Annotated in this window: 10 protein-coding genes and 1 riboswitch; of the genes, 7 read left to right on the forward strand and 3 right to left on the reverse strand. The window is 67.4% G+C overall.

Features of this window, described 5'->3' with window-relative positions; all coding sequences use genetic code 11:
* Positions 1-74 precede the first annotated feature (74 nt).
* The gene (locus EAH73_RS00105; protein ID WP_140464284.1) at positions 75-1,994 is read left to right on the forward strand and encodes a prolipoprotein diacylglyceryl transferase family protein; all 1,920 of its coding nucleotides are present in this window, start codon (positions 75-77) and stop codon (positions 1,992-1,994) included.
* A gap of 18 nt (positions 1,995-2,012) precedes the next feature.
* Here EAH73_RS00105 and EAH73_RS00110 read toward each other — a convergent pair whose 3' ends face one another.
* Complete coding sequence (locus EAH73_RS00110) at positions 2,013-4,583, reverse strand: type IA DNA topoisomerase (RefSeq protein WP_140464285.1); 2,571 nt, start codon at positions 4,581-4,583, stop codon at positions 2,013-2,015.
* A gap of 126 nt (positions 4,584-4,709) precedes the next feature.
* Positions 4,710-5,609, reverse strand: coding sequence for a CPBP family intramembrane glutamic endopeptidase (locus EAH73_RS00115; protein ID WP_161599392.1), 900 nt, complete (start codon positions 5,607-5,609; stop codon positions 4,710-4,712).
* Positions 5,610-5,895: 286 nt separating this feature from the next.
* Here EAH73_RS00115 and EAH73_RS00120 point away from each other — a divergent pair, with 286 nt between their 5' ends.
* Together EAH73_RS00120 and EAH73_RS00125 are read left to right on the forward strand one after the other, a co-directional pair.
* Complete coding sequence (locus EAH73_RS00120) at positions 5,896-6,315, forward strand: secondary thiamine-phosphate synthase enzyme YjbQ (protein ID WP_140464287.1); 420 nt, start codon at positions 5,896-5,898, stop codon at positions 6,313-6,315.
* A 166-nt stretch (positions 6,316-6,481) separates the two neighbouring features.
* Complete coding sequence (locus tag EAH73_RS00125) at positions 6,482-6,919, forward strand: hypothetical protein (RefSeq protein ID WP_140464288.1); 438 nt, start codon at positions 6,482-6,484, stop codon at positions 6,917-6,919.
* A gap of 73 nt (positions 6,920-6,992) precedes the next feature.
* Here the strand turns inward: EAH73_RS00125 and EAH73_RS00130 are convergent, their stop codons facing one another.
* Positions 6,993-8,456, reverse strand: coding sequence for an amino acid permease (locus EAH73_RS00130; RefSeq protein WP_140464289.1), 1,464 nt, complete (start codon positions 8,454-8,456; stop codon positions 6,993-6,995).
* 190 nt (positions 8,457-8,646) lie between these two features.
* Positions 8,647-8,736: riboswitch (SAM riboswitch) on the reverse strand.
* Positions 8,737-8,821: 85 nt separating this feature from the next.
* Here EAH73_RS00130 and EAH73_RS00135 point away from each other — a divergent pair.
* The 4 genes from EAH73_RS00135 to EAH73_RS00150 all read left to right on the forward strand — a co-directional run bounded on the left by EAH73_RS00135 (position 8,822) and on the right by EAH73_RS00150 (position 13,909).
* Positions 8,822-9,502, forward strand: coding sequence for a response regulator transcription factor (locus EAH73_RS00135; protein WP_140464290.1), 681 nt, complete (start codon positions 8,822-8,824; stop codon positions 9,500-9,502).
* Between the two features lie 160 nt (positions 9,503-9,662).
* The gene (locus tag EAH73_RS00140; RefSeq protein ID WP_140464291.1) at positions 9,663-11,087 is read left to right on the forward strand and encodes a sensor histidine kinase; all 1,425 of its coding nucleotides are present in this window, start codon (positions 9,663-9,665) and stop codon (positions 11,085-11,087) included.
* A gap of 176 nt (positions 11,088-11,263) precedes the next feature.
* A complete protein-coding gene (locus EAH73_RS00145) occupies positions 11,264-12,904 on the forward strand; it encodes a SulP family inorganic anion transporter (protein WP_140464292.1) in 1,641 nt (546 codons plus the stop codon).
* A 243-nt stretch (positions 12,905-13,147) separates the two neighbouring features.
* On the forward strand, positions 13,148-13,909 hold the full coding sequence (locus EAH73_RS00150) for a carbonic anhydrase (RefSeq protein ID WP_240047084.1): 762 nt from the start codon (positions 13,148-13,150) through the stop codon (positions 13,907-13,909).
* Positions 13,910-13,932 lie beyond the last annotated feature (23 nt).

Raw genomic sequence — 13,932 nt, forward strand, 5'->3', positions numbered from 1 at the left:
TTTTTTGGATCGTGTTTGGGCAGGACGGGCGGCTACCTTTCTAGCCGTCTCCCCTCCTTTCCAACGCACGGCCCATGTTCCTTTATACTTTCGAACTGCCCGCCGTTTTTCGGCCCGGCCACTACACAGCCTGCTACTTACTGGCCGTGGCCACCTACCAACTGTTGTTGCTGCTGGAAGGCCAGCGGCGCGGCTTCGCGCTGCGCCCCTGGCTGCTGATGCAGGCCGCCACGCTGCTGGCTTTTGTGGTGGGCTGCAAACTGGTGGTGCTGCCGCTGACCGACTGGTCTTCGCTGGGGCCCGGCGGCGCGGCGCTGGGGGCATACCCGGTGCGCTCGGCGTTGGGTGGCATTGCCGCCAGCAGCTTGGTGCTGTTGGCGTTGCGGCGGTGGTTGGGCCTGGGCTGGGCAGCATTCGATGCGTTTGTGGGGCCCCTAGCGGCGGGGCTGGCCGTGCAGTGCCTGGGCTGCCTGGCGGCCGGCTGCTGCTGGGGCGAGCTGGCGGGCAACACTGGCTTGGGCATAAGCTTCGGGCCTGGCACGGGGCCCTACGCCGCTCAGGTGGCGCGGGGCCTGCTGGCCGCCGGGGCCCCGCACGCGCTGCCGGTGGTTCCCACGCAGCTGTACGGACTGGTGCTGTGCCTGGCGCTGGCCGGAGCCACCTGGGCCACGCGCCGCCGCGCCTGGCCAGCCGGCACGCGCTACTTACTGGGCACGGGGGCCCTGCTGCTGGTGTGGGGCGGGCTGTGCCAGTGGCGCGACCCGGCCAGCCAAACCCTGGGGGCCCAGCCGCTGGTGCTGGGTGGCTTGCGGCTGCTGGCTATCCAGTGGAGCGTGTTGGAGCTGGGGCTGCTGCACCTGGCCGGCGCGGCGCTGTTGAGGTGGTGGGGCACGGTCTTCCCGGTGGCCCGGGCGGCTGCACCCAGCGCGCCACGGCCGGCACGGCAACTGGCCGGCACCGCGGCACTGCTGGCCTTCACGGCCGCGCTTGCCCCGCACGCCCTCACCGGAGCCGAGTTCCGGGTGCTGCAAGTGGCGCTGGGGGCCCTGTTGCTGGCCGAAGCGGCTGCCTGGTGGCCGGCCTTGGCCGCGGCCGGGTGGCACGGGCCGCCGCGATTGGCCTTCGCCGGGGCCCTGGCCTTGCTCGTGCTGATGAGCCAGGCCCCCGCCCCCAGCCAGGATTCGGTGCGGTCCATCGATTTTTCGGTGGGCGCGTCGCAGGGGGCTTTCGACCAAGATTTCAATTACTCTTCTACCACCGGCGGGGGGTGCGGCGGCGGCTCACAGTTGGCGGAGCGGGACGGTTACTTGCACAACTACCGGGCCGTGGGCGGACAAGTAGCCGTACAGGTTAATCCGGGTGGACTCGGCGGAATAGGCACGCTGGGCGTGGGCATGTGGGGCGGCACCGACCGGGTGAGCTACGCCCCGCAACCGCCCGGCGACGGCCCTCTGCAAACCGACCACGTACGGTTCGTCAGCAACTACAATCTCTTCGACGTCAATCCTTACTTCGAAGGGCAGGGCCGAATGACGAAGGATTTGCGCATTGGCTACCGCCTCGGCTTTCACATGGGCAACCTATTGAATAACCGAGCTACGCGCAGAGATTCAACGCTAGAAACCCTGCATTTCCTGCCCGAAGCGCAGCTATGGGTAGGCAGCCGCCGGCTGCTGTTCGTGCAGGCCGATGCCGGCTACGGCGCGGGAGGCTTGGGCAATTACCTCTACCGCTTCGGCCTGGGCTCGGGGTTCGGCTCCGACAAATGGGGCAACGTAGTGGCCGGCCTGGCTCTCACCGACGCCAGCACCCAAACGTTTTCTGCGCTTTTCAGCTCCACCAGCGAACGTCCCATCAATTCCACGCTGGGCTTTGCAGCGGCCAATATCCACCTAGCCAACAGCAGCTTTACCCTGGAGCCCAGCGCCGCCACCGACTTTGGCCGGCACCATCAAGTCAATCTACGCCTGCACTACCGGCTGAATAGAAAATAGGGCCCCGGGGCCCTATTTTTAGCCAAATACTGGCACCACGCGCCCCTCGTCCACCTTCAAGGCCGCGTCGTACTTTTTGCCGGTTTTGGCCGACACGAAGCCCTTGATGACGCCCGTTTCGCCGCGGCGCAGCAGCTGCTTTAGTTGCGTATCGGTCAGCTCCTTGCCGCCCCAGGCGAAAGGCACGCGGAACTGGCAGTCCTCGCGGAAGCGCGAGCAGCCGTAGGCGCTGCTGCCGCGCAGCATGGTGCCGAGCTTGCACACCGGGCACGGAATCTGGCCGGGGTCGGTGGCGGTGGTGGGCTTGCTTTCGGCGGCGGGCAGCAGCACGGGCTGGTGCTGCGCGTCGAGGCCCAGGGCGGCGTCGAACTTCTGCCCGTCGGGTCCCACGAAGCCCTTCATAATGGGCGTGCGCCCCTTGCTGAGCAACGCCTTGATTTGCGGGTCGCTGAACTTCTTGCCTTGTAACTCGGCCGGCAGCCGGAACTGGCAGCCCTCGCGGAAGCGGGCGCAGCCGAAGGCCGTTTTGCCGCGCAGGATGTGGCCGGTTTTGCACACCGGGCAGGGCCCCAGGCCAGCCGTGGCGTCGGCGGATTTCTTGGCCGCGGGCGTGGCGGTGGCCTTGCTGCCCGGCGCCACCGCAGCGGCGCCCTGGGGGCCCCGGGCGGCGGGCTGCTCGGCGCTGCCGCTCGTCACGGCGCGGCCCGAGCCGTCGGTTTTCACCTCCTGCACCATCTCGCGCACTAGGTTGGTGAGCTCGCCCAAAAACTGCTCGCTGGTGAGTTCGCCGCGCTCGATTTGGCGCAGCTTGTGCTCCCACTGCCCGGTCAGCTCCGCCGATTTCAGCGTCGGGTTGCGAATCAACCCGATGAGTTCCACCCCCGTGGGTGTGGGCAGGATGCGCTTTTTCTCGCGCCGGATGTAGTTCCGCTTGAACAGCGTTTCGATGATGGCGGCGCGGGTGCTGGGGCGGCCAATGCCGTTTTCCTTCATCGCCTGGCGCAATTCCTCGTCGTCGATGTTGCGGCCAGCGGTTTCCATGCCGCGCAGCAGGCTGGCCTCGGTGTAGTCCTTGGGCGGCTGGGTCACCTTGCTGTCGAGGCGCGGGGCGTGGGGCCCGCTTTCGCCCTTCGTGAAACTGGGCAGCACGGTGCTCACCACGTCGTCGTCCTCGGCGGCGGGGGCCCCGGGCTGGGCGCCGGCGGCGGGCGCGGGCTTGGGCGCGGCCTGCTGGGCTGGGTCGCCGTACACCACGCGCCAGCCGGGGCTGAGGATCTGGCGGCCGCGCACCCGGAAAGGGCGCTCGGCGGCCTCGGCCAGCACAGTGGTGTTGCTCACCTCGCAATCGGGGTAAAACGCGGCGATGAAGCGCCGGGCGATGATGTCGTACACGCTACTTTCCATACCGCCGCTGGGGCCCGCCGCGCCGGTCGGAATGATGGCGTGGTGGTCGGTTACCTTGTTGTTGTTGAACACCTTGCCCGTCTTCGGTATCTTGCCCGCCAGCAGCGGCGCCGTGAGCGTGGGGTAGGCCAGGCCGCGCAAAATGCCGGGGATTTTCGGGTACTGGTCGTCGGGCAGAAACGTGGTGTCTACCCGCGGGTAGCTCACCGCTTTCTTCTCGTACAGGGCCTGCACAATCTTGAGCGTGTCCTCGGCCGAGAGGCCCAACTGGTTGTTGCACTGCACTTGCAGCGAGGTCAGGTCGAAGAGGCGCGGCGGCGATTCACGGCCTTTCTTAATCTCGACATCGGTGATGGTGAGCGGCGCGGGGCGCACGGCTTCCAGGGCTTCGTTGGCCTCTTTTTCGGTCACGAAGTAGCCCAGGGCCTTCAGGCGCTCCTTCTCGTCGGGCGCGTCTTCGGCGGCCTTGGCCTGCTTGGGCGGGGCAATGTGGGCGAACATCGTGCCCCGGTATTCGGTGCGCAGCACCCAGTAGGGCTCGGGCTTGAAGTTCTGGATTTCGTGGTGGCGGGCCACCAGCAGGGCCAGCGTGGGCGTTTGCACCCGCCCGATGCTCAGCAGCTGCTTGTCCTGGTAGGTCGTGTATTTCAGCGTGAACAGGCGCGTGGCGTTTAGGCCCAGCAGCCAGTCGCCCACGGCGCGGCTCTTGCCCGCCTGGTAGAGCTTGTCGAATTCCTTGCCGTCGCGCAAGTTGTTGAACCCCTGCCGAATGGCCTCTTCGGTGAGCGACGAAATCCAGAGCCGCTTCACCGGCTTGCGGCACTTGGCCTCCATCAGCACCCAGCGCTGAATCACCTCCCCTTCCTGCCCCGCGTCGCCGCAGTTGATGACCTCCGTGGCCTCGTCAATCAGCCGCTTGATGGTGTGGAACTGCTTCACCACGCCCTCGTCGCGGCGCATGAGCTTGATGCCGAAGCTCTCCGGCACCATGGGCAGCGCGTGCAGGCTCCAGCGCTTCCAGGCCGGGTCGTAGTCGTCGGGTTCCTTCAGCTGGCAGAAGTGGCCGAAGGTCCAGGTCACCTGGTAGCCGTTGCCCTCCATGTAACCGTCCATGCGGCGGGTGGCGCCCAGCACGGTGGCAATTTCGCGGGCTACGCTAGGTTTTTCGGCAATGCAGACAATCACGGGTTTTCAGCGTTTTTCGTTGGTTGCGCGGGGTTTTCGGCGCGCGTAATCAACAAAGGTAACCGCGAAAAAGGTCGGCGTTTGGGACCCTTGGCACGAACCGCGCGGCCACCCGCCACCGGGGCCCTACGCCGCCACCGCTTCCCAAACCGCCGGTGCCTCGTCGGCTGCCGCGCCCGGGGCCCCAGCCGGGGGCGTGGTGGTTTGCCGCACCCGCCACAGCACGGCGGCCAGCACCAGCGCGCTCAGCCCCACGGCCCCCGCATACGCCCAGGCCGAGCCAAACCCTTCGACCAGCGAATCCTTTTGCCAGGCCGCCGGGGCCCACCGCATGGCGATGAACGCCACGGAATTGTTGAGCGCGTGAATGGCCATGCACACGCCCAGCGACCGGGTGCGGTAGTAGAGCCAGCCCAGCAGCAGGCCGAACAGCCCGGCGCTCACGCTCTGCGCCGGATTGAAGTGGATCAGCCCGAAGAGCAGCGCCGACTGCCCAATGGCCACCCAGGGCCGCTGATGTTGCAGCAATCCATTTAGGATGACGCCCCGAAACAGCAGCTCCTCCAGCACGGCGGCAGCGCCGGCCCCCAGCAGCAGGGCCACGGCGGGCGTTCGGCTTACTTCCTCGAAAAGGCTGCCAGCGGTGTTGGGCAGGTGCAGAAAGCTGAGCAGCGAAAGCACCAAGATGTTGGCTACCACCACCGCGGGCAGCGCGACAAGCAGCCACGGCCGCGCCTGCCCCAGCAGCTGCCAGGGCTGCCACCGCGCGCCCGCCTTCCAGCGCAGAAACGCCAGCAGAGCCGCGTTGGCGACGGTTGCCGCCACCATTATCCGTTGGGCCCGGGGCCAATGGGTGACGCTGAGCGCCGCGTAGCAGAGGCCACCGGCTACCAGCGAAACCAGCAGGTACCACCCTAGGATGCCCCAGCTCTCGCCCAGCGTGGGGTAGGCCAAGACCGGGCGTTTCGGAGCAGCAACGGGTGCTTCGGGAGCAGCTTTGGAGGCGAAGGGTACAGGTATTTCCATACAGAAAAGACGGGCGAAGCGAAGGATGGGGCCCCTAAAAATACCGGCCTGCGCCCCACCAAACAGCAGCGGCCGCCACATTTATTTTGGCGGCTGCCCCCACTCCCCGCTCACTGCCGCGGGCCGGCCGAAACCGCTGAGCCGGCCAGACTCTTCGGGGCCTGGATGGGGCCCCGGGGCGCAGCTTCTGGTGCAGCTAGCGGCGCTTTTGCGGTGGCCGTTGCTGCGCCGACGCCTACCCGCGGGGCCGGGCCGCGTATGTCTAGCCTCACTTCTCTTGCTGCCCATGGTTGTTCAAAAACAGTTGCGGCTGCCGGCCCTGCGCCGGGGCTTCCACCTCATCACCGATTACGTGCTGGCTGAGCTGCCCGAACTCCAGCAAATGCGGGCCGGCCTGCTGCACGTTTTCATCCAGCACACGTCGGCCAGCTTGTGCCTCAACGAAAACGCCGACCCCACGGTGCGCCACGACTTCGAGCAGTTTTTCAACCGCACCGCGCCCGAAAACGCGCCCTATTTCCGGCACAATTCCGAGGGCCCCGATGACATGCCGGCCCACCTGAAAGCCGCGCTGTTGGGCAGCAGTGTCAGCATTCCCGTCGCAAACGGGGCCCCAGCCCTGGGCATTTGGCAGGGCATATACCTGGGCGAGCACCGCGACCACGGCGGCCGCCGCGCACTGGTGCTCACACTGATGGGCGAGTAGGCCCGCACCGCCCGTGGGGCCCTGGCGTTGGCCGGCCAATACGGCGGCGTCGGCCGGGTTTTTCGGGGCGTTGGCGGGGGCCCGCGTCACATTTTGCGCGGTGGGGCCGTATGCGGGGCGGTGCCTTTGGCGGCGTCTTTCCAACGCCCCACACCCCGTTTCTACCATGTCCGACGTCGTTCTTATTGCCGAGCCCTACGGCTCGATGTTGTTTGCCCCCGAAGTGCCGTGCCTCATCGTGCAGTGGCACGGCTTCGCCACCAGCGCCGAATTTCGCTCCTTGATGGACCGCGGCCTGGAGCTGTACCGCGGCAAGGCCCGCCAAATCAAGCCCCTGGGGTGGCTGGCCGACACCCGGCTGGTGGGCGCCGTGCGCGCCGAAACCCAGCAGTGGATGTGCGACGACTGGAACCTACGGGCCGCTAAGGCGGGCATCCACCACGTCAGCTTTGTGGTACCCGAAACCGTGTTCGGGCAGATTTCGGTGGGCACCTACACCGAGAACGTGGCCAAGACCGCGGCCTACGCCATCGACCCCAGCCAGCACCACACCCTGGCCACGGCCAAGGCGTGGCTGCGCGAGCAGTTGCAGCAGATTAAGTAGGTGCAGCGGGCGCGCTGAGCCCCGGGAATTATCGTGCCCATTACGCTAGGCACTGCCCAGGGCCCAAAACGGGCTACTGTGCGTCGGCGTCGCCGCGCTCCTGGGCTTGGCGCAGCTTGCTATTTTTCTTGCCGTAGCCGTAGTAGATGGCCAAGCCCAAGGCCAGCCATACGAACAGGCGCAGCCAGGTTTCCCAGGGCAGCGAGGCCATCATCACCAGGCACACCACAATGCCGAGGATGGGCACCACCGGCACCCACGGCGTGCGAAAGCTGCGGGGCGCGTCGGGGTTGGTGCGGCGCATGATCATCACGCCCAGGCACACCATCACGAAGGCCAGCAGCGTGCCGATGCTCGTCATTTCGCCCACCACGGAGATGGGCACGAAGCCCGCAAACACGGCGATGAAGCAGCCCAGCAGCAGGCTCGACTGGAACGGCGTGTTGAAGGTGGGGTGCAGCTTGGAGAACACCGGCGGCAGCAGGCCGTCGCGCGACATGGAGAAAAACACCCGCGACTGCCCCAGCAAATCGACCAGAATAACCGACGTGTAGCCGATGAGGATGGCCAGAATCACGGCCGAGCTGAGCCAGGCGTAGGGTGTTTTTTCGATGGCGATGGCTACCGGGGCGGCGCTGTTTTTGAACTCGGTGTAGTTGGCCAACCCCGTGAGGACGTGACCGAAGAGCACGAACAGCACCGTGCACACCGCCAGCGAGCCGAGGATGCCGATGGGCATGTTGCGCTGCGGGTTCTTGGTTTCCTGGGCCATGGTGGCCACGATGTCGAAGCCGATGAACACGAAGAAGATGACGCCCGCCCCGCGCAAAATGCCGCTCAGGCCGAACTCGCCAAAGTTGCCGGTGTTGGCCGGAATGTAGGGCTGGTAGTTGGCGGGGTCGATGTACTTCCAGCCCAGGGCGATGAACACCAGCACCACTGCCACCTTCAGGGCCACCACCAGGGCGTTGAACCACGCCGAGCCTTTGGTGCCCCGCGTGACGATGGCCGTGATGGCCAGCACCACCAGCATGGCCGGCACGTTGCCATAACCGCTCACGCTAGAGCCGTCGGCGAGCTTGGCCGACTCAAACGGCGACATCACCAGCTGGGCCGGCAGGTGCAGGCCGTACTTGCCCAGAAACTTGATGAGGTACTGCGACCAGCTGATGGCCACCGTGGCGGCCCCCACCGAGTACTCAAGCACAAGGTCCCAGCCGATGATCCAGGCAAAAAGCTCGCCCATGGTGGCGTAGGAGTAGGTGTAGGCCGAGCCCGACACGGGCACCAGCGCGGCAAACTCGGCGTAGCACAGGGCCGAGAAGGCGCAGCCCACGGCCGCCACCACGAAGGAGAGCGTAACGGCGGGCCCCGCGTTGTTGGCCGCCGCGATGCCGGTGAGCGAAAACAGGCCCGCGCCGATAATGACGCCGATGCCAATGGCAATGAGGCTGAAGCCGTTGAGGGTGCGCTTGAGGGTGTTGCCCCCGGTTTCGGCCGCTTCGCGCTGCAACAGGGCCAGTGATTTTTTTAGCATGTAAGCAAAGGGCCCGCGGCGGGGCGGGCGGGGGTGAAGGCGCGGCGGGGCCCCGGCGGGGGCCGGCGGTGCCCCGCCGCGGGGCGTAGGAAAAAGGACGGGGGCTTGGGGCGGGGGCCCCGGAGCGGCGAGCGGCAGGGCCGGGCACCGGGCGGGGCAACGGAACGAATCAGGGCATTGCGGCGGCTTGTTTTTATAGGTCCAGGGCTTGGCACCTTTCCACGGGGTGGGGGTTGCCGGCGCGTCAGCGAGCCTGTCTCTCGGCGCCTCTTTATAAAAACAACCCGCGGCGCACCGCGGCATTGCCGGGCAAAGGTACGGCGCAAGGGCCTTGGCCCGGCGCGCGGGGCCTTACTTTGCGGGCCATGAAGATTCTATTGGTTGAAGACGAACCGTCCGTGGCCGCGTTCCTGCACCAGGGCCTGAGCGAGCAGGGCTACGCTGTAGACCTGGCCGCCGACGGCCTGCTGGGCCTGCGCCGGGCCCAGGCCACGCGCTACGATTGCCTCATCCTCGACCAGCTGCTACCCGGACTGAGCGGGCTGGAGCTGTGCCGCCAGGTGCGGGCCCACGACGCGGGCGTGCCCATCCTGATGCTGACGGCGCTGGGCGAGACGGACGACAAAATTCGGGGCCTCGACGCCGGGGCCGACGACTACCTCGTGAAGCCCTTCGCCTTTGAGGAGCTGCTGGCGCGGCTTCGGGCCCTTGTGCGCCGCCGCACCGAGGCCCCCGCCCCCGCCGCGCCCCTGCACCTGGCCGACCTCACCCTCGACCCCGGCGCCAAGCGCGTGACGCGCGCCGGCCAAGCCGTGCAGCTCACGGCCCGCGAGTTTGCCCTGCTCGAGTACCTGCTGCGCCACCAAAACCGGGTGGTGAGCCGCGCCGACCTGCTGGAGCACGTTTGGGACCTGAGCTTCGACACCGGCTCGAACGTGGTGGACGTGTACATCAACTTCCTGCGCAAGAAGATTGATAAGGGATTCGATACCAAGCTCATTCACACGCTGGTGGGCATGGGCTACATGATGAAAAGCGAGGACTAATTTCTTGATGTGGACGAATGCGGCAATGGGCAAACTGTAGTTCTACGAATGAAAGCGGCGCGCTGCGTGACGGCCTTTTGTTTACCTGGGGCCCCATTGTCCACATTCTTTACATCCTGCACATTCTTCCCTTCCTGCCCATTTAACCTCCCCCACTGCCGTGTCCATTCGCCTGCGCCTGGCGCTCCAGTTCGGGGCCATTCTGGCCGTTACGCTGCTGCTGTTTGCGCTGGTCATTTACGTGGCCACGCAGCAGTCGCGGCGCGTGCTGTTCACCGAAAGCCTGTTTAAGCGCACGCTGGTGGTGGGCCACGCCTACGCCGCCGGCCAGAGCGAGGCCGCCGACGCCGACGCCGGCCACCGCACCGCCTACCGCCACTACCTGCGCCAGCTCTACCGCACGCTGCCCGCCGAGGAAGGCCGGGTGTACAACGCCGCCGGCCGCCTGGTGTTTCGGGAGGGGCAGGGGCCCGGGCGCGCGGTGCCCGCCGCCTGGCTGGCCGAGGTGCGCCGCACCGGCCGCGCCGTGCTCGAACCGGAAACCAACTACCACGAAACCGTGGGCCTGCTCTACCACGACGCCCGCCTGGGGCCCCTGGTGGTGGTGGCCTCGTCGGTAGACGAAGACAGCCGCCAGCAGCTGGGGCAGCTGCGGCAGCTACTGGCCGCGGGCCTGCTGGCGGCCCTGGCCGTGACGGGCATCGGCGGGTGGGGCTTTGCCGGGCAGGCGCTGCGGCCGCTGCGGCGCATGGTGCGGGAGGTAGACGGCATCACGGCCACTGACCTGAGCCAGCGCCTGACGCCCGCCACGGGCCACGCCGACGAGATTGGCCGCCTGGCCCAGCGCTTCAACCGCCTGCTCGACCGCCTCGAATCGGCCTTTGCCGGGCAGCGCACCTTCGTGCGCGACGCCTCGCACGAGCTGCGCACGCCCCTCACCGCCCTCATCGGCGAGCTGGAGGTGGCCTTGCTGCAAGCCGAGCGCCCCGCGGCCGAGTACCGCCGCGTGCTCCAGCGCACCCTCGATTCGGCCCGCCGCCTGAACGAGCTCACCAACGGCCTGCTGCAAATTGCCCGCGCTTCCGACGACCCTTCGCAGGTGCCGATGGCCGCCGTGGCCCTCGACGAGCTGCTGCTGCTGGCCCACGAGCAGGTGCTGCGCCGCTACCCCACCTGCCGCGTCGACCTGGCCTTTGGCGATACCGATGCCGACGCGGCCGACGCCTTTGCCGTACGCGGCAACGAGGCCCTGCTGCTGGCGGCCGTGCTCAACGTGCTCGACAATGCGTGCAAGTTTTCGGGCAGTGGCGGCACCGTCACGGCCACGCTGGCCACGGGGCCCGCCCGCCTCGTGCTGCTGGTGGCCGACGAGGGCCCCGGCCTCCACGCCGAAGATCTGGCCCAGGTGTTCGTGCCGTTTTTCCGGGCGGCAGCGGCGCGGGCGGTGCCGGGCCACGGCATCGGCCTGCCCCTCACGGCCCGCATCATGGCCCTGCACGGCGGCACGGTGCGCCTGGCCAGCCAGCCCGGTCAGGGCACGCAAGTGTGGCTGGAGTGGCCCCGGCGCGGCGCGGGCGCGGCCTAAGGGCGGCGGGGCTTGCCGCCGCCCGGGGCCCTAGCGCAACCTATTTAATGGTTTTAATTTCATTTTAATTGGGCTTTAACCCCGGTTTAATAGCGGCTTTCTAACCTTGCATTGCGCTTTTACCCGCGCTCGATAACGTGTCGTTTTCGAGCCGCTGGGCGCGCTCCCGCACCTTTATGTCGCAGGTTATTTCGTCGCCGGTGCGCACCGGCACCCCCATTGCCCCCGCCGGGGGCCCCACGCCGCAGCCCGCGGCCCCGTCGTCGCTCTTCAGCACCCTGGGCCAGGATGCGCCGGCGGGGCTGGTGGTGTTTCTGGTGGCGCTGCCGCTGTGCCTGGGCATTTCGCTGGCCTCTGGGGCCCCCCTGCTGGCAGGCCTGGTGTCGGGCATCGTGGGCGGGCTGCTGGTGAGCACGCTCAGCGGCTCGGCGGTGAGCGTGAGCGGGCCGGCGGCGGGCCTCACCGCGATCATGCTCTCGGCCATTGCCACGCTGGGCTCGTGGCCGGCGGTGCTGGCGGCCACGGTGGTGGCGGGCGTATTGCAGCTGCTGCTGGGCGTGGCGCGGGCGGGCATCATCGCGCTGTACTTTCCGGCGGCCGTGATCCGGGGCATGCTGGCCGCCATCGGCATCATCTTGATCATGAAGCAGATCCCACACTTTTTGGGAGCTGATACGGACTATTTTGAGGACATGGACTTTTTGCAGTTCAACGGCCTGAACACCTTCTCGGCCATTGCGGCGGCGGCCAAGGGCCTGAGCCCGGGCTCGATGCTGGTGGGCGCGGTGTCGCTGGCGCTGCTGCTGCTCTGGGACACGGCGCCCGTGCGGCGGCAGCCCTGGGCGCGGCTGGTGCCGGGGGCCCTGGTGGCGGTGCTGGTGGCCGTGGGCCTCAACCAGCTGCTGCGCGCAGTGGCCCCGGGCCTGGCCGTGCGCCCCGAGCACCTGGTGAAGCTGCCGGTGCTCTCGTCGCTCGGCGAGCTGGCGGGGGCCATGACGTTTCCCGACTTCGGCGCCCTGCGCAACCCCGCCACCTACGGCGTGGCCTTCACCATCGCCGTCGTGGCCTCGCTCGAAACGCTGCTCAGCGTGGAGGCCGTGGACAACCTCGACCCGCTGAAGCGCCACACCCCCACCAACCGCGAGCTGATGGCCCAGGGGGCCGGCAACCTGGTGAGCGGCCTGCTGGGCGGCCTGCCCCTCACGGCAGTTATCGTGCGCTCGTCGGCCAACATTGCCGCTGGCGGCCGGAGCAAGGTGTCGGCCTTCATCCACGGCATCCTGCTGCTGGTGAGCCTGTTGTTCTTGGGCGCGGCCCTGAACATGATTCCGCTGGCGGCGCTGGCGGCCGTGCTGCTGCTGGTGGGCTTCAAGCTCACCAAGCCGGCCCTGTACCGGGCGCAGTGGCGCCTGGGCTGGGCCCAGTTTGGGCCGTTCATCATCACCATCGCAGCTGTGCTCTTCACCGATTTGCTCAAGGGCGTGAGCATCGGCCTGGTCATCGGCTTCTTCTTCATCCTGAAGGACAACGCCAAGGCGGGCTCCTACCTGCGGCGCGACGAATCGGCCGGCGGCGACGACGAAACCCCGCTGCACCTGCGCCTGCCCGAGCACGTGTCGTTTCTCAACAAGGCCAGCATCGTGACGACGCTGGAGCAGCTGCCCGCCGGCAGCCGCGTGGTGCTCGACGGCACCCGCTCCGACGCCATCGACCACGACGTGCTGGAGGCCATCGAGGCCTTCCGGCAGGCGGCCCCGGCGCGCGGCATCGAGTTGGAGCTGCGCGGCATCCGCCAGGTGGCGCTGGCCGGGCACTAGGCCTGTCAGTTGCCAGAGCAGTTTCGGGGCGAGGGCACGCAGCGCCTGTACCACCGAGCTGTGCTGGTAAGTAACGGGCGGCAACCAGTCGCTTTTTTACTCGTAATTTTCCTTTCCTGAGTGGCGGACATTTCCGCTTTATCTTCGGTGGGGCCCCGTGGCGCACGGGGCCCCACTTCCCACCGCAGCGCCGGCCGGGCCCCTGGGCCCACCGGCCGGCGCTGCGCTCCTAACCCTTTTATCATGGCTGGCATCAGCGAAATCCTCGAAAACAACAAGAAGTGGGTATCAAGCCGCAACGCGGAAGACCCCGAATTTTTCCACCGCTTAGCCAACGGCCAGAAGCCCAAGTACTTGTTCATCGGCTGCTCCGACTCGCGGGTGCCGGCCTCGGGCATTACGGGCACGGGCCCCGGCGAAATGTTTGTGCACCGCAACATCGCCAACCTGGTGGTGCACTCCGATATGAACCTGCTGAGCGTGCTGCAATACGCCGTGGAAGTACTGGGCGTACAGGACATTATGGTGTGCGGCCACTACGGCTGCGGCGGCGTGGCCGCGGCGGCCGCCAACAAGCAGTACGGCCTGATCGACAACTGGCTGGTAAACATCCGCGACGTAATCCGGCTGCACGAAACCGAGTACCTGCGCTTATCGAACGAGACCGAGCGCATGCGCCGACTGGTGGAGCTGAACGTGATTGAGCAGGTGCGCAACCTGGCCAAAACCAACATCATCCAGAACGCCATGCGCGGCGACAATCCGCCCCGCCTGCACGGCCTGGTGTACGACATCGCCGACGGCGTGCTGAAGGACCTGGAGGTGGACGGCAACGACGTGATCAAGAAAATGGAGCACATCTACGCCACCGAGGCGGCGAACGCCCGCCACGACGACGACGCCAGCTCCTACGAGGGGCCCCAGCACGACCCCGCCGACTTGCCCCTGGCCGGCGGGCCTAATGAGGAGCAGGCCAAAGCCAAGAAAACGGCCAAGGCCAGCTAGCCCACCAAGTGCTTCGGCCCAAC

This window comes from Hymenobacter nivis, assembly GCF_006439025.1.
Lineage (GTDB): Bacteria > Bacteroidota > Bacteroidia > Cytophagales > Hymenobacteraceae > Hymenobacter > Hymenobacter nivis_A.